The 16218-nt window shown below is 63.5% G+C and carries 14 protein-coding genes; 9 read left to right on the forward strand and 5 right to left on the reverse strand.

Going from position 1 to position 16218, the window contains the following annotated elements:
* Positions 1 to 51 precede the first annotated feature (51 nt).
* The 3 genes from ACIOAU_RS09535 (at position 52) to ACIOAU_RS09545 (ending at position 3788) form a co-directional block, all read left to right on the forward strand.
* Positions 52 to 1374: a M16 family metallopeptidase gene (locus ACIOAU_RS09535; protein WP_401181559.1), complete on the forward strand. Its 1323-nt coding sequence runs from the start codon at positions 52 to 54 to the stop codon at positions 1372 to 1374.
* Positions 1367 to 2734 (forward strand): M16 family metallopeptidase, encoded by a 1368-nt coding sequence (locus tag ACIOAU_RS09540; protein ID WP_401181562.1) that lies wholly within the window; start codon positions 1367 to 1369, stop codon positions 2732 to 2734. The genes ACIOAU_RS09535 and ACIOAU_RS09540 overlap by 8 nt, the downstream gene beginning before the upstream one ends.
* A 61-nt stretch (positions 2735 to 2795) precedes the next feature.
* Positions 2796 to 3788, forward strand: a complete 993-nt coding sequence (locus ACIOAU_RS09545) for a hydrolase (protein WP_401181565.1) — start codon at positions 2796 to 2798, stop codon at positions 3786 to 3788.
* 12 nt (positions 3789 to 3800) lie between these two features.
* Here ACIOAU_RS09545 and ACIOAU_RS09550 read toward each other — a convergent pair whose 3' ends face one another.
* Both ACIOAU_RS09550 and ACIOAU_RS09555 read right to left on the reverse strand, forming a co-directional pair.
* Positions 3801 to 4655, reverse strand: a complete 855-nt coding sequence (locus tag ACIOAU_RS09550; protein ID WP_220632898.1) for a sulfurtransferase — start codon at positions 4653 to 4655, stop codon at positions 3801 to 3803.
* 31 nt (positions 4656 to 4686) lie between these two features.
* Complete coding sequence (locus tag ACIOAU_RS09555) at positions 4687 to 5352, reverse strand: TetR/AcrR family transcriptional regulator (RefSeq protein ID WP_101315435.1); 666 nt, start codon at positions 5350 to 5352, stop codon at positions 4687 to 4689.
* Between the two features lie 146 nt (positions 5353 to 5498).
* Here ACIOAU_RS09555 and ACIOAU_RS09560 point away from each other — a divergent pair, with 146 nt between their 5' ends.
* The 4 genes from ACIOAU_RS09560 to ggt all read left to right on the forward strand — a co-directional run bounded on the left by ACIOAU_RS09560 (position 5499) and on the right by ggt (position 9579).
* On the forward strand, positions 5499 to 6929 hold the full coding sequence (locus ACIOAU_RS09560; RefSeq protein ID WP_401181568.1) for a coniferyl aldehyde dehydrogenase: 1431 nt from the start codon (positions 5499 to 5501) through the stop codon (positions 6927 to 6929).
* A gap of 126 nt (positions 6930 to 7055) precedes the next feature.
* Complete coding sequence (gene coaD, locus ACIOAU_RS09565) at positions 7056 to 7535, forward strand: pantetheine-phosphate adenylyltransferase (protein WP_101315431.1); 480 nt, start codon at positions 7056 to 7058, stop codon at positions 7533 to 7535.
* Between the two features lie 110 nt (positions 7536 to 7645).
* Positions 7646 to 7897, forward strand: a complete 252-nt coding sequence (locus ACIOAU_RS09570; RefSeq protein ID WP_401181571.1) for a YfhL family 4Fe-4S dicluster ferredoxin — start codon at positions 7646 to 7648, stop codon at positions 7895 to 7897.
* Complete coding sequence (gene ggt, locus ACIOAU_RS09575) at positions 7897 to 9579, forward strand: gamma-glutamyltransferase (RefSeq protein ID WP_401181574.1); 1683 nt, start codon at positions 7897 to 7899, stop codon at positions 9577 to 9579. The genes ACIOAU_RS09570 and ggt overlap by 1 nt, the downstream gene beginning before the upstream one ends.
* Positions 9580 to 9585: 6 nt before the next feature.
* On the opposite strand, the gene mutM is transcribed toward ggt, so the two are convergent.
* Together mutM and ACIOAU_RS09585 are read right to left on the reverse strand one after the other, a co-directional pair.
* The gene (gene mutM / locus ACIOAU_RS09580) at positions 9586 to 10398 is read right to left on the reverse strand and encodes a bifunctional DNA-formamidopyrimidine glycosylase/DNA-(apurinic or apyrimidinic site) lyase (protein ID WP_101315427.1); all 813 of its coding nucleotides are present in this window, start codon (positions 10396 to 10398) and stop codon (positions 9586 to 9588) included.
* A gap of 3 nt (positions 10399 to 10401) precedes the next feature.
* Positions 10402 to 11220: an HDOD domain-containing protein gene (locus tag ACIOAU_RS09585; RefSeq protein ID WP_178080808.1), complete on the reverse strand. Its 819-nt coding sequence runs from the start codon at positions 11218 to 11220 to the stop codon at positions 10402 to 10404.
* Between the two features lie 252 nt (positions 11221 to 11472).
* On the opposite strand from ACIOAU_RS09585, the gene ACIOAU_RS09590 reads away from it, so the two are divergent.
* Positions 11473 to 12669: a class I SAM-dependent rRNA methyltransferase gene (locus tag ACIOAU_RS09590; protein WP_401181577.1), complete on the forward strand. Its 1197-nt coding sequence runs from the start codon at positions 11473 to 11475 to the stop codon at positions 12667 to 12669.
* Positions 12670 to 12723: 54 nt separating this feature from the next.
* Here ACIOAU_RS09590 and mgtE read toward each other — a convergent pair whose 3' ends face one another.
* Entirely contained in the window at positions 12724 to 13779 is a 1056-nt protein-coding gene (gene mgtE, locus ACIOAU_RS09595) for a magnesium transporter (RefSeq protein WP_401181580.1), read from the reverse strand.
* 491 nt (positions 13780 to 14270) lie between these two features.
* On the opposite strand from mgtE, the gene ilvD reads away from it, so the two are divergent.
* Positions 14271 to 16112 (forward strand): dihydroxy-acid dehydratase, encoded by a 1842-nt coding sequence (gene ilvD, locus ACIOAU_RS09600; protein WP_401181583.1) that lies wholly within the window; start codon positions 14271 to 14273, stop codon positions 16110 to 16112.
* The last annotated feature ends 106 nt before the right edge of the window (positions 16113 to 16218 follow it).

The raw sequence follows: 16218 nt of genomic DNA on the forward strand, positions 1-16218 counted from the left end.
CCGCTTGATTGAAGCTGCTTCGTTCTAACGTCGAACAGGAGCGCTCCAATCATGACCTCGTCCGCAACCCCTTTGTCAGCCAGCCAGACGGTGCTCACGCAGCCGCCGCTGCAAAGCTTCAAACTCGACAACGGCCTGCAGGTCTATCTGCGCCAGGACCACCGCGCCCCGCTGGTCAGTGCGCAACTGTGGTACCACGTCGGCTCAAGCTATGAGCCGGCCGGCCAATCCGGCCTGTCGCATCTGCTCGAACACCTGATGTTCGAAGGCAACAGCAAACTGGCATCGGGGCAGTACTCCAAACTACTTACCCTGCTGGGCGGCGACCCCAACGCCTTCACCTCCGAAGATGCTACGTGCTTCCCGGTAACGCTGCCTGTCAGCCGCCTGGAGATCGTACTGGAAGCAATGGCCGATGCCATGGGCACTGCGCGCTTCGAGCAGTCGACCTTCGAGCGCGAGGTGCAGGTCGTGCTGGCAGAGCGACGCCTGCAGACCGACCAGAGCCCACTGGCCATCGCCCTGGAGCGGGACAGGCTGCTGGCCCATGGCAGCAGCCCGTATGCGACCCCGATCATCGGCCATCAGGCCGATGTTGAAAGCCTCACCGCTCAAGCCGCGCGCCGTTGGTACCAGAACTGGTATCAGCCCGCCAACGCGACACTGGTGGTCGTGGGCGATATCGATCTGGCGCGCCTGCGCCGGTATGTCGAGCGCCACTTTGCCGCTGTGGCCCGCGCTCAAGTGCCATTCAATAGGCGCCCAACAGGGCCGACTGCGTTGCAATCGCGCAGCCAAACCGTGGCCTTGGCACAGATGCGCGAGGGTTTGATCATGAACTTCAACGTTCCCAGCCAGGCAACCGCAGTCGATGAGCAAGAGAGCTGCGCACTACGCCTGATCCCGGAACTGATGATGAATGGCGTCAGCTCGCGGCTGTATCGGCAACTTGTCAATCGCAGGCAGTTGATCCAGGCGATGCGCGCCGAGTACCGGCACCTGATGCGTGGCGACAGCCTGATGTCGTTTTTCATGTTCAGCAACCCCCAGCAAGGCACCCCGCAGCAAGCCGGCGAAGTGGTGTTGGACGAGCTGCAGGTGCTGGCCCAGACAGCGCCCAGCGAAGCGGAGCTTGAGCGCGCCAAGGCACGCTTGCTGGCCAATCTGGTGTTCGGCCGAGACATGATCAGCCAGCAGGCCGACGCCATTGGACGATATGCCGCAATCGGCGTCGACCCTGCGTTTCTCGACCGTGAGCAGCACGCCATCGAGCAGGTCAGCGCAGACGCTGTGCGCCACGCAGCCCTCAGCTACCTGACCCGGGATCGACTGAGCATTACCTACATGATGCCCCAGGAGCAAACCCATGACTGATTCGACAAGCATTGCACCCACCGCCGTTACCGCCAACCTGTCCTCAGCCGAAGGCATCGACCTGAGCCAGTTCGAACAGGTTCGCACTGAGGTACAGGCCTGGCAGACCAGCCATGGCACCCAGGTACGGTTCGTCGAGGCGCGCCAATTGCCGATGATTGACCTGATCGTTCTGTTCAATGCCGGCACCAGCGTGGATGCCGAACACAGCGGGCTGGCAGCCTTGACGATGTATATGCTCGATGAAGGCACCGAGCGCTTGAACGCCGAGCAGTTTGCCGAACAGACAGAGCGATTGGGCGCGATCCTCAGCACGCAGATCCGCTTGGAGCATGCCTCGTTGTCGCTGCGCTGTCTGAGCAGCGAAGTGATGTTGGCGCAGGCCGTGGCGCTGTTTACCGAGATGCTTGCACGGCCCGCCTTCGACGAACAGCAACTGGTCAAGGTCAAGCAGCAACTACGGGCATTCCAGAGCTCTCGCTACAACGCTGCGCCAACCCGCGCCCAGAGTGAACTGTTCAGCCGCTTGTATGCCGGGCACCCGTATGCCGCCCCATTGGGTAGCACTGAGCAGGGCATTCAGGCCCTGACCGCCCAGGATTTGCGTGATTTCCATCAGCGCGCTTACTCGGCCAACAACCTGCAGGTGTCGATCGTCGGCGATCTGTCGCGGGCGCAAGCCGAGGCGCTGGTCGAGCAGCTCGCCGAGGCTCTGCCGCAAGGCTGGGCCGCTGCCGAGCTGCCGCCGGTTCCGCCCACCAGCGCCGCCAGCGCACATGTGCCAACGCCTGCTGCAAACAACACCCTCCTGCTTGCGGTACCCATGAGCGGGCGGCCGTCGCAGGCAGACTATCCGGCGCTGGTTCTGGCAGCCGATGTCCTCGGCTCAGGATTCGACTCACGCCTGATGCAGGAGCTACGGCAACGTCGCGGATTGACTTATCACATCAGTTGCCGGCCATCCCCGCTCAAGGCCGGCGGCGTGCTCGCCATCGGCTGGGACTGCGCCGCGCAATACCGCGAGGCGAGCCGCGAACTGGTCGCGGGCATGCTCGAAGCGCTGGTAAATGAGGGCCCCACCAACGCCGAACTGGAGCTAAGCCGTCGGCAGCTGTCTGGCCAGTTGCTACGCTCGGTGGCAACCAACAGCGGGCTGGTGGAGCTGTTGAGCAAAGGCAGCCATCAGGGCCTGCCCGCCGATCACCTGGTCACCTACCAGGCGCAGTTGAGCGCAGTCAGCGCACGCAGCGCACGCCACGCACTGCAGGAGCACCTCGACCTGAGTCGCATGGTGACCGTCAGCCTGGGCTCGGACCAACCGCAGCAGCCCTTGCCGCCGCTGCCACACAGCGACCGATAGCACAGGTACAGCGGCGCCGTTTCATGGCACTCTAGGCAGGCACATCACGAGCCGCCCCAGCATGCCCAGCCACACTGCCCAGTTCCGCCCGGCCACCGGCCTGACCAACCCTCACCTGCAAACCTTGTGGGGCCCGCTCTGGCGCAGATTGCCGGAGCTGGCCCGCAGTCGCGAGCGGCTCTGGCTGACCGATGGCGACTTCATCGACCTCGACTGGTACGGGCCGCATCAGCTCGACACGCCGTTAGTGGTGGTCCTGCATGGCCTCACCGGCTCGTCCAGCTCGCCCTACGTCAAGGGTTTGCAGCATGCCTTGCAGGCGCTCGGCTGGGCCAGTGTTGCGGTCAACTGGCGTGGCTGTTCGGGTGAGCCGAATCTGCTTGCGCGCAGCTATCACTCCGGCGCCAGCGAAGACCTTGCAGAAATCATCCAGCACCTTCGTGCGCAGCGGCCGCTGGCGCCGTTGTACGCGGTCGGTTACTCACTGGGCGGCAACGTGCTACTCAAGTACTTGGGTGAAAGCGGCGCCGCCAGTCAGTTGCAGGCAGCGGTCGCGGTATCGGTGCCGTTTCGCCTGGATCAATGCGCCGACCGCATCGGGCTGGGTTTTTCGAAAATCTATCAAGCGCACTTCATGCGCGAGATGCTGGCCTACGTGCAACACAAGCAGCAGTACTTTCGCGCCACCGGCCAGCAGCAGGGGCTGAAGCAGATCGAGCAGTTAGGCGCGCTGGGCAAAATGCGCACGTTCTGGGATTTCGATGGCAAGGTCACCGCGCCGCTGCACGGCTTTGCCGATGCACACGATTACTATCGGCGAGCATCCAGCCGCTATTACCTGGGCGAGAACCGCACACCGACCCTGATCATTCACGCCAGCGACGACCCGTTCGTGTTCACCCATAGCCTGCCGACGCCTGAAGAGCTGCCGGCGCAGACCGAATTCGAACTGCATGCCCGCGGCGGGCATGTAGGCTTTGTCGAAGGCAGCCTGCGCAAGCCGGGGTATTACCTTGAGCGGCGCATTCCGCAGTGGCTGGCCGAGCGCGGTTAAGCGCTGACGGCCTCAGTCGCCAGTGGCCACGCCGCGCTGCGGGTCGTTGATCCACTCACTCCAGGAACCTGCATACAAGCGGCCCAACGGATAGCCGGCCAGCGCCAGGGCAAACAGGTTGTGACACGCCGTCACCCCCGAGCCGCAGTAGGCAATCAGCTGCTCTGGCGCGCGCCCGGCCAACTGCTCGGCAAAGCGCTGCTTGAGCTGTTCGACCGGCAGAAAACGGCCATCGGCGCCTAGGTTGTCGGTGAATGCCGCGCATCTGGCTCCGGGAATGTGCCCTGCCACTGGATCGATCGGCTCCACTTCGCCACGAAAACGCGGCAAGCCGCGGGCGTCGAGCAAGGTCAGCTCAGGTTTGTCCAGCTCGGCCAGCAATTCCTCGGCATCGATCAATAGCTGCGTATCGGCCTCACCGCTGAAGCCGCCCTCGCGCTTGGGTGGCGAATCCAGGCTCAGCGGCAGTTGCGCGGCATGCCAGGCCTTGAGCCCGCCATCGAGTATCGCCACACCGTCGCGCTTGCCCAGCCACACCAGCAGCCACCAGGCGCGTGCGGCGAAGGCGCCAGGGCCGTCGTCATACAGCACCACCTCACTGGTGTTATCCACACCCCACTCGCGCAGCCGCTCGATCAGCCTTTGCGGGTCCGGCAACGGATGCCGGCCGGTCTGTCCCCTGACCACCTTGCCACTCAGGTCGCGCTCAAGATCGGCAAAGTGCGCGCCGGCGATATGCCCTTCGGCATAGCTGCGCTGGCCGTAATCGACGTCCTCCAGAGCAAAACGACAGTCCAGAATCACCAGCCGAGGCGAGTCCAGACGCTCGGCCAACTGCTGTGGGGTGATCAACTGCGCAAGGGGCATGGCAATCTCCTGATCGAAGGGCAGCAAGGCGTCAGTGCGCCAGGGCCTGGTTGAGAGGTATGTGAAATTCATCGCACAAGGCGTCTACGGCAGCGCGCGCATCGGCCGTAACGAAGCCCAGCTCCAGCACCAGCACTTGATAGACGCCGCGCTTGAAAGCTTCTTCACCCAGATGCGCCGAATGTTCGCGGGTGGTGCTGAGAAAGCGCACCCACGAAGTCAGCACGATCCAGGCATTGATGGTCAGCGACTCGATCTGCGCCGGCGCCATGGCGAGGATGCCTGCATCGACAAAGCCGCGGTAGATCGCCTGGCCCTGCACCAGGCAGCGCTGGGAAAAGCGCCGATAGCGGGCCGCCAGCTCCAGATCGCTCTCAAGCAGGTGCTCCAGGTCGCGATGCAGAAAGCGGTAGTTCCACATCGCCGCGAGCAGTGCCTTGAGATAGAAGCGTTTGTCTTCGACGGTCGCCGCGCGGCCCTGGGGCGGGCGCAGAAAGCTGTCGACCAGCTCTTCGTACTGACTGAACAACACGGCGATGATCGCCTGCTTGTTGGGGAAGTGGTAGTACAGGTTGCCGGGCGACATTTCCATGTGCGCTGCGATGTGGTTGGTGCTGACGCTGCGCTCGCCCTGCTGGTTGAACAGCTCCAGGCTGTTTTGCACGATGCGCTCACGGGTATTGATGCGTGGGGCCATGCTCAGCTCCAGGTTACGGGCAGTTCGATACCGCATCTTACGGTCAATCCAGCCACGGTTGCACGATTGCAGGCTGCTGACGGGTCGAAATCCTGATCGAATTAGAGTACAAGCTCTAGCACCTGTCCGGCCTCGCGGAGCCTGTGATGTCTTCAACCCTGAGCGCGCCTCCTGTGCATTCCGACCTCGACCTGCAAGCGACGTTCGCCCTGCAGCGAAAGGCGTTCGCGGGCAACCCGTCGCCCTCTGCCGCGCAGCGCCGGCAATGGCTGAAAAGCCTGCGCGAAGCGCTGCTGGCAGACCAACAGCGCTTGATCGAGGCGATCGATGCCGACTTTGCCGGGCGTAGCGCTGATGAAACCCTGCTGGCCGAGCTGCTGCCCACGGTGCAAGGCCTGCGCGATGCCGAGCGCCAGCTGCAGCGCTGGATGCGGCCCTCGCGGCGCAAGGTCGGTCTGGCCTTTCAACCGGCCAGCGCGCGGGTGGAATACCAGCCTTTGGGTGTGGTCGGCATTATCGTGCCGTGGAACTACCCGTTGTTTCTGGCCATTGGCCCGTTGACCGGAGCGCTGGCGGCGGGCAACCGGGTCATGCTCAAACTCAGTGAGGCCACCCCGGCCAGCGGAATCGCCCTGCAAGCGCTGCTGGCGCGGGTGTTTCCCGAGGACTTGGTCAGCGTGGTGCTGGGGGAGATCGAGGTCGGCCAGGCATTTGCCCGCCTGCCGTTCGACCACCTGTTGTTCACCGGTGCCACCAGCATCGGCCGGCGGGTGATGCTGGCGGCGGCCAACAACCTGACTCCGGTAACGCTGGAGCTGGGCGGCAAGTCGCCGGTCATCGTTTCGTCCGACGCGGCCCTGGCCGGTGCCGCCGAGCGCATCGCCTTTGGCAAACTGCTCAATGCCGGCCAGACCTGCGTCGCGCCCGACTATGTGCTGGTACCGCGTGATCGTGTCGGCGCGTTTGCCGATGCCTATCGACAGGCCGTGCGCCGCCTGTACCCGAGCATCGCCGGCAACCGCGACTACAGCGCGATCATCAACCCGCAGCAACTGCAGCGGCTCGTGCACTTGCTCGCGGATGCCAGCGACAAAGGTGCTCAGGTGCTAGACCTGTATCCGCATGAAAGCCGCGAAGGTCGCCGCCTGCCGCCGCATCTGCTGCTGGATGTGAGCGATGACATGCAGATCATGCAGGACGAAATCTTCGGCCCACTGCTGCCGCTGGTGCCGTATGACAAGCTCGACGATGCGCTCGCCTACATCAATCAGCGGCCGCGGCCTTTGGCTTTGTATTACTTCGGCCAGGACCGCGCGCAGCAGCGGTTGGTACTGCAGCACAGCCACTCGGGCGGGGTATGCATCAACGACACCCTGCTGCATGTTGCCCAGGATGACCTGCCCTTTGGCGGCGTCGGGCCTTCGGGCATGGGCCGCTATCACGGTCACGACGGCTTCCTGACCTTCAGCAACGCCAGGGCAGTACTGAGCAAGCAGCGGCTCAACCTGGCCCGGCTGATCTATCCGCCGTACGGCAAAGCACTGCAACGACTGGTCTACAAGCTGTTCATTCGCTGACTCGCGCGCGCATGACAAGCCCTGCCCGGACTGTCTATAGTGCCTTGGTCAGGCCGTGCGACTTGGCCGGGCGCAGTCGCTGCGCTACCATCCGACTCCCCAACGCACTCCAGCCAGGATGACGCGATGAACCGAGTGTTGTACCCGGGTACTTTCGACCCGATTACCAAGGGCCATGGCGACCTGGTCGAGCGCGCTTCGCGTCTGTTCGATCATGTGATCATCGCCGTGGCGGCCAGCCCCAAGAAAAACCCACTGTTCCCGCTGGAACAAAGGGTCGCTCTGGCGCGTGAAGTCACCAGCCACTTGCCCAATGTCGAGGTCATCGGCTTCTCCAGCCTGCTGGCGCATTTCGCCAAGGAGCAGAACGCCAATGTGTTCCTGCGCGGACTGCGTGCAGTGTCGGACTTCGAGTACGAGTTCCAGCTGGCGAACATGAACCGGCAACTGGCGCCCGACGTCGAAAGCCTGTTCCTGACGCCTTCGGAACGTTACTCGTTCATCTCCTCGACCCTGGTCAGGGAGATCGCCGCGCTGGGCGGAGACATCACCAAGTTCGTTCATCCAGCAGTGGCCGAGGCCCTCACCGAACGCTTCAAGAAGTGATCTGCAGCGCCTGGACGTCGCGCCCGCGTGCACTGCGGGCGCGATTGCGGCACAATTGCGGCCATTAGGTCTGAAACATGCCCGGGCCCAGAGCCCCGGCCGGAGCCCCCATGTCCCTGATCATCACCGACGATTGCATCAACTGCGACGTCTGCGAACCCGAGTGCCCGAACGCTGCCATCTCCCAAGGTGAAGAGATCTACGTGATCGATCCGAACCTGTGCACTCAGTGCGTTGGCCATTATGACGAGCCGCAGTGCCAGCAGGTCTGCCCGGTCGACTGCATCCCGCTGGATGAGGCGCACCCGGAAACCACCGACGAGCTGATGGCCAAATATCAGCGGATCACCGGCAAAGTCTAGTGATCAGCCTGCGCGGTTTGCGCCGGGCGGCGCTTGGTGCGGTTGTCACACTGCTGGCGACGGCCGCCCAGGCCCAGGTGCCTGGCCGCGCTGCGATTGCTAGCCCACACGCCGACGCGACCGCTGCCGCCCGCTTGATTCTCGAACAGGGCGGCAATGCCTTCGATGCCGCGATTGCCGTCAGCGCTGCGCTGGCCGTGGTCGAGCCTTACGGCTCCGGGCTGGGCGGTGGTGGCTTCTTCCTGCTGCGTGAAGCCGGCGAGACGCCACGCTACCGTTTTCTCGATGCCCGCGAGCGTGCGCCCGGCGCAGCAACCGCTGACATGTACCTGAAAGATGGCAAGCTCAGCCCGAGCCTGTCGATCAACGGTCCATTGGCCGCTGCCATCCCTGGCCTGCCGCAAGCCCTGGCTGATCTGGCCAACGCCCACGGCAAACTGCCGCTCAAGGACAGCCTGGCGCCGGCCATTCGCCTTGCCAATGAAGGTTTTGCCGTTGATCGGGTCTATCGCGACCGGGCGCAGATGCGTCTTGCAGCGTTGCGTGAGGATGCGCAGAGCGCGCGGCTGTTCCTGCGTGACAATCAGGTGCCGGCACTGGGCACACTGATCCGCCAGCCCGAACTGGCAGCTACCCTGCAACAGCTTGCCGCGCACGGCCGCGACGGTTTCTATCGCGGCCAGATGGCGCAGCGGCTGGTGGCGGGTGTACGCCAGGCGGGCGGTATCTGGAGCCTCGACGACCTGGCCAGCTATCGCAGCGTCTGGCGCGAGCCTTTGCGCTTCAAGCTGGCCGACCAGCGCGAGCTGATCAGCAGCCCACCGCCCTCGGCCGGCGGTGTTACTCTGGCGCAAAGCCTGGCGATGCTCCAACGCCTGCCGTGGCAGAGCGCCGAGCCGGTCCAGCGCAGCCACTATGTACTCGAAGTATTGCGCCGTGCCTACCGCGACCGCGGCCTGCTGGGTGATCCCGATTACGTCAGCAACCCAATCAACAAGCTCCTGGCACGCAGTTACCTGACCGGTCTGGCCGACGGTATCGACGTCTATCAAGCCACCCCAAGCAGTGCCCTGCCGCCCGCGCCGGCCTGGCGCGAAGGCGATCACACCACGCATTTTGCAGTGATCGATGCCGAAGGCAATGCCCTCGCTGCGACGCTTTCGGTCAACCTGCCGTTTGGTGCGGCGTTCACCGTGGCCGGTACCGGCGTCGTGCTGAACAACGAAATGGACGACTTTGCCGCCGACCCAGGTGGCAGCAACAGCTACGGCCTGGCCGGCAGCCAGGCCAACGCCGTGGCGGCGGGCAAGCGGCCGCTGTCGAGCATGAGCCCAAGCTTTATCGAGAGCCCGACCCAGTTCGCCAGCTTTGGCACGCCGGGCGGCAGCCGCATTCCGAGCATGGTGCTGTTGTCGATGATGGGCTTTCTACAGGGCCAACCGGTGCAGGACTGGCCGGCAACTGCGCGCTACCACCATCAATACCTGCCGGATGTAGTCGAGCACGAGCCGGGGGCGTTCAGTGCTGCCGAGCAAGCCCAGCTGGAAGCGCGCGGCTATCGCCTCAAGGATCTTGGTCGCAGCTATGGCAACCAGCAGGTGCTGTACTGGAACAAGCAGGCTGGCAGCGTTGAGGCTGCCAGCGACCCGCGCGGGGTTGGCCAGGCACTGGTGCTGCCCTGAGCGGCGTCAGCGCTGACAGCGCGGGCAATACACACTGGCCCGCTGGCCCAGCTTGAGTTCGCGCAGGTCAGTGCCACATACCTTGCAGGGCATGCCGCCGCGACCATAGACAAACAGCTCCTGCTGGAAATAGCCCGGCTGGCCATCGCCGCCAACAAAGTCGCGCAAGGTGGTGCCGCCACGCTCGATGGCCGCTGCCAACACCCGTTTGATCTCCAGCGCCAGCTTCAGATAACGCCCACGGGAAATACCGCCCGCCTCGCGGCGCGGATCGATGCCAGCGGCGAACAGCGCTTCGGTGGCGTAGATGTTGCCCACCCCGACCACGATCGCGTTGTCCATGATGAACGGCTTGACCGCCATCACCCGCCCACGTGACAGCTTGAACAGGCGGTCGCCGTCAAACAGCTCGGTCAGTGGCTCCGGGCCCAGCCGCAGCAGCAGTTCATGCTTGAGCGGATCAAGCGACCAGAGCATCGCACCAAAGCGGCGCGGGTCGGTGTAGCGCAGCGCCAGCCCGGACTCGAGTTCGATATCGACGTGTTCATGGCGGGACGCCGGCAAACCCAGTTCGACCAGCCTGAGATTGCCCGACATGCCCAGATGGCTGATCAGCGTGCCGACCTCGGCGTTGATCAACAGGTATTTGGCCCGCCGCTCGACGCTGACGATACGCTGCCCGGACAACCGCACATCGAGGTCATCCGGGATCGGCCAGCGCAGACGCCGCTCGCGCACCACCACGCGACTGACGCGCTGGCCCTCAAGATACGGCGCAATGCCCCGGCGGGTGGTTTCGACTTCTGGCAATTCAGGCATCGGTCAGCGCCCGCCCAATTCGCGAATGGTCTGTTTGAGGTTCTCGAAGTCGTAGTCGGACAGGCCGATGTAATCGAGCACCAGCGCGCTGATCGCGTTCCACTCATGATCGACCGACTGATTGCCCAGCACCTGATACGACGAGCAGATGTGCTCGGCCATCTTCAGCACTGCCAGCAGGTTCTTCAGCTGGTTCTGGGTATTGCGCGAGGTCTCGTCGCGGAACACCGCCAGCGCGTTGTGGTGGTTGGCGATGGCCGCGCTGATGTGCTCGGGCAGGCGCCAGGACTTGGCGGTGAAGTAACCCACCACCGAATGATTGGTGTTGAACGCGCGATTCTCGGTATCGACCACGCGGGTCTGCTCATCGGCTTTCGCGTAGCTCTCTTCGAGCACTTCCATATAGTTGGGGAAGCGCTTGAGCATCAACGGCACGCCGCAATCGTGGAACAGGCCCAGCGTATAGGCTTCGTCCGCTGCCTGAATGCCGACCCGCTTGGCCAGGGTCAGGCAGGTCATCGCAACGTCCTGGGCGGTGTCCCAGAAGCGGTTGAGGGTAACGATGGTCTCATCGCTCATCTCGCCCTTGATCGACTGCGCGTTGATCAGGTTGATGATCGAGCGGCTGCCGAGCAGGTTGACCGCACGCTGGATCGAGCCAATCTTGTTGCTCAGGCCAAAATGCGGCGAATTGACCAGTTTGAGCAAGGCCCCCGACAGCCCCGGATCCTGCGCGATCAGCTTGGCGATGGTTTCCAGATCGGGGTCGGGCATGTACTGCTCGAACTGCAGGTCGACCATGATCTGCGGCTGCGGCGGAATGGTGATGCCCTGCAAGGCGTGCTGGATCTGTTCGGCGGTGAGTTCCTGGGACATACGTACATACTCGATAAGGTCAGCCGATTCTAACCCCGGCGCCCCCCAACGCACCAACCACTGCATCATTGCAGCACGACCCAAGATTGCTACCCCAGGTGTCAGCCACCCTTGCAGCTCCCGCAGCGCTTCGTCATCCACCGCACCGACGGGCCTGGCAACAGGCTATAATCCCGCTCTTTTTTCCGGAGCGACGTCATGTCCCTGCCCAGCCTACGCCTCAAAGCCAATGCCGATCGCCGCCTGCGCGCCGGCCATCTGTGGGTCTACAGCAACGAAATCGATGTTGCCGCGACGCCACTGCAAGGCCTGCAAGCCGGCCAGCAGGCTGTGCTCGAGGCCGCCAACGGCAAACCGCTGGGCATCGTCGCGCTGAGCCCGAACAACCTGATCTGCGCGCGCCTGCTGTCGCGTGACATCAAGCTGCAGCTGGACAAATCGCTGCTGGTGCACAGACTCAACGTAGCCCTGTCGCTGCGTGAGCGCCTGTTCGACAAGCCGTGCTACCGCCTGGTCTACGGCGATTCCGACCTGCTGCCAGGGCTGGTCGTCGACCGTTTCTTCGACATCCTCGTGGTGCAGCTGGCCTCGGCGACCATGGAGCAGCACAAGGACGACGTGATCGCCGCCCTGGTGCAGGTGCTCAAGCCGAGCGGCATCCTGTTCAAGAACGACTCCGCCGCGCGCGATGCCGAAGGCCTGCAGCGTTATGTCGAAACCGTTTACGGTGAAGTGCCGGACTGGGTCGCCCTGGAAGAGAACGGCGTCAAGTTCGAAGCTCCGGTGCGTGAAGGGCAGAAGACCGGCTGGTTCTACGACCACCGCATGAACCGTGCCCGCCTGGCGCCGTATGCCAAAGGCAAGCGCGTACTCGACCTGTTCAGCTACATCGGTGGCTGGGGCGTGCAGGCCGGCGTGTTCGGCGCCAGCGAAGTGTTCTGCGTGGATGCCTCAAGCTTTGCTCTGGACGGTGTCGAGCGCAACGCAGCACTCAATGGCATCGTCGACAAGCTGACCTGCATCGAAGGTGACGTGTTCGAAGCACTGCGCGAGCTGAAGGCCGCTGAAGAGCGCTTCGACGTGATCATCGCCGACCCACCCGCCTTCATCAAACGCAAGAAAGACCTGAAAAACGGCGAAGGCGCCTACCGTCGCCTGAACGAGCAAGCCATGCGCCTGCTCAACAAGGACGGCATTCTGGTCAGCGCTTCGTGCTCGATGCACTTGCCCGAAGACGACCTCAACAACATCCTGCTGACCAGCGCCCGGCACCTCGACCGCAACCTGCAGTTGCTCGAGCGCGGCGGTCAGGGCCCTGATCACCCGGTGCACCCGGCGATCCCTGAAACCCGCTACATCAAAAGCATCACCTGCCGCTTGCTGCCCAACAGCTAAGCCGCTGGCCTGAGCGCGATGACAGCGACGCCTGGTCGCTGTCATCGCTGCTGCTCAGATATCCAGCACCTGCGAAGCAATGCCGAAGTAGATCAACACCCCCACTGCATCAGCCACCGATGTCACCAACGGCCCACTCGCCGTGGCTGGATCAAGGTTGATCCGGCTGAGCAGAAACGGCAGGCTCATGCCGATCAGGCTGCCAATCAAGACGATCACCAGCATGCTGCTGGCGACGATAAAGGCGATGTCCGCACCGCCGCGCAACATCCCCAGCGAAGCTACCGCCACTGCCATGGTCGCACCCAGCGCCAGGGCCACGCCGCACTCGCGGCCAAGCATCCGCAGCCAGTCCGCCATGACTACCTCGCCCGTCGCCAGGCCGCGGACCATCAGGGTTGCCGACTGCGCACCGGCATTGCCCCCGCTGTCGACCAGCAATGGCAGGAAGAACACCAGGGCGATATGCGCAGCGATGGTTTCCTCGAACGCGGCGATGCCCGCGCCCGAGAACAGGTTGCCGAACACCAGCAACACCAGCCACAGCACGCGCTTGCGGTACAGCAGCCCCAGCGTGGCATCGCGCAGGTTGCCGACGTGACTGGCAATCAGTGCGCCTTTGTGGAAGTCCTCGGTAGCCTCTTCCACCACCACATCCAGCGCCTCGTCGCAGGTCACCAGCCCGACCAGCCGGCCAACATCGTCGAGTACCGGCACTGCCAGCAAGTCATGCAGGCGGATCAGCCGCGCCACTTCTTCCTGCAGGGTATGCACGGTGACGCAGATGATATCGCGGACCATGACCTGCTCGATGGCAGTATCGGGCGCTGCCAGGATCAGTTCGCGCAACGACACAGTGCCGAGCAGGTTGCGCTGCTCATCGAGCACATAGGACTGATAGATGGTTTCGGCATCAGCCGCCTCGCGGCGCAGCATGTCGATCGCCTGACTGGCGCTCAAGCCACTCTCCAGGCTTGAGTACTGGCTGATCATCAGCGCACCGGCGGTGCCGGCAGGATGGAGCTGCGACCGCAGCAGGTGGTCACGTCGAGCCTGGGCGTCGCGGCGCTGCTTGGCTTGCGCGTCTACATAATCGGGGGAGTAGTGCATGTGTTGTCTCCAGGCGCCGACGCGGGCGCCTGCAGCCCTCACCCTCTCAGGTGCAAGCCTTCGGCAGCCCTGGCGCCAGCGCGCTCAGTGCCAGAATGCAGGTTCGTGATGAACTGAAAACTGGGAAGGTCCATTGAGGGTGTGTCTCGTCGAGCCGCACATGCGGCGCGGCGATAATAGGCAGCTGGCGAGGGCACGTCAGCCAGCAATTGCCCGTTCGAGCGCATTTAGGAAGGTTCCTACGACAGTTCGGCCAATGCCTAGCCAATATCCACCCGGCACATCGGCCTCCCTTCACGGCCGCAGCGGTGTAGAATCGGCCTATTCATCGCCAGTCATCCCCGGCGGGTTTATGAGCTCTGGTCGAGCTTGCGGCGATCCCGTAGTGTTTTCGACCTCATCCGTGCCAGTGGCAACCGGCCTGCGGTGCAAAGGACAAGAGAAGCTCACTTCCCTTTTTTCTGACCTGATTCAGCCGCCAGGAGTGCTTCATGCCTGATTATCGTTCCAAGACTTCCACCCACGGCCGCAACATGGCCGGTGCCCGTGCCCTGTGGCGCGCAACCGGGATGAAGGACGAAGACTTCAAGAAACCGATCATCGCCATCGCCAACTCGTTCACCCAGTTCGTCCCGGGGCATGTGCACCTCAAGGATCTGGGCCAACTGGTCGCCCGCGAGATTGAGCGCGTCGGTGGCGTGGCCAAAGAGTTCAACACCATTGCGGTCGACGATGGCATCGCCATGGGCCACGACGGCATGCTCTATTCGCTGCCCAGCCGCGAGATCATCGCCGACTCGGTCGAGTACATGGTCAACGCCCACTGCGCCGACGCCATCGTGTGCATCTCCAACTGCGACAAGATCACCCCTGGCATGCTCATGGCTGCACTGCGCCTGAACATCCCGGTGATCTTCGTCTCCGGCGGGCCGATGGAAGCCGGCAAGACCAAACTCGCCAGCCACGGCCTGGACCTGGTCGACGCCATGGTCATCGCCGCCGACTCTACCGCCAGCGATGAAAAAGTCGCCGAGTACGAGCGCAGCGCCTGCCCGACCTGTGGCTCGTGCTCCGGCATGTTCACCGCCAACTCGATGAACTGCCTGACCGAAGCACTCGGCCTGGCCCTGCCTGGCAACGGTTCGACCCTGGCCACCCACTCCGACCGTGAGCAGCTGTTCCTCACTGCCGGCCGTACCATCGTCGAGCTGTGCAAACGCTACTACGGCGACAACGACGCCTCGGTGCTGCCGCGCAACATCGCCAACTTCAAGGCGTTCGAAAACGCCATGATGCTCGACATCGCCATGGGCGGCTCGACCAACACCATCCTGCACCTGCTCGCTGCAGCCCAGGAAGGTGAGGTCCAGTTCGACCTGCGTGATATCGACCGGCTGTCGCGCAAGGTGCCGCAGCTGTGCAAGGTTGCGCCGAACATTCAGAAGTACCACATGGAAGACGTCCACCGCGCCGGCGGCATCTTCAGCATCCTCGGCTCGCTGGCCCGTGGCGGCCTGCTGCACACCGACCTGCCGACCGTGCACAGCCCGAGCATGGAAGAAGCCATCGCCAAATGGGATATCACCCAGACCGACGATGAAGCTGTGCACACCTTCTTCAAGGCCGGCCCTGGTGGCATCCCGACGCAGACCGCGTTCAGCCAATCGACCCGTTGGGAAACCCTCGACGACGACCGTGAAAACGGCTGCATCCGCAGCTTCGAGTACGCCTATTCGCAAGAAGGCGGCCTTGCCGTGCTGTACGGCAACATCGCCCTTGATGGCTGCGTGGTGAAAACTGCCGGTGTTGACGAATCGATCCACGTGTTCGAAGGCAACGCGAAGATCTTCGAGAGCCAGGACAGCGCCGTACGCGGCATTCTGGCCGATGAAGTACAGGCCGGCGACATCGTGATCATCCGTTACGAAGGCCCGAAAGGCGGCCCGGGCATGCAAGAGATGCTGTACCCGACCTCGTATCTGAAGTCCAAAGGCCTGGGCAAGGCCTGCGCCCTGCTCACCGACGGCCGCTTCTCTGGCGGTACCTCGGGCCTGTCGATCGGCCACGCTTCGCCTGAAGCCGCTGCCGGTGGCGCGATTGGCCTGGTGCGCGATGGCGACAAGGTGTTGATCGACATCCCCAACCGCTCGATCAACCTGTTGGTCAGCGATGAGGAGCTGGCCACCCGCCGCGCCGAGCAGGACAAGAAGGGCTGGAAGCCGGTGGAAGTGCGTCCGCGCAAAGTCACCACGGCGCTGAAGGCTTACGCGCTGCTGGCAACCAGTGCCGACAAAGGCGCTGTGCGCGACAAGGCGTTGCTCGACGGGCTGTAAGGCTTTTCGGCAACAACAGACCGGCGCCTGGTGCGCCGGTTTTTTTTCGCCTGTAGCCAGCCTGCCCGCTCAGACAGCGCTCATCAGGTGAAACGGTTTGTTTATT

Origin of the sequence: Pseudomonas sp. NPDC088322 (assembly GCF_044740745.1) — a bacterium.
GTDB lineage: Bacteria > Pseudomonadota > Gammaproteobacteria > Pseudomonadales > Pseudomonadaceae > Aquipseudomonas > Aquipseudomonas shirazensis.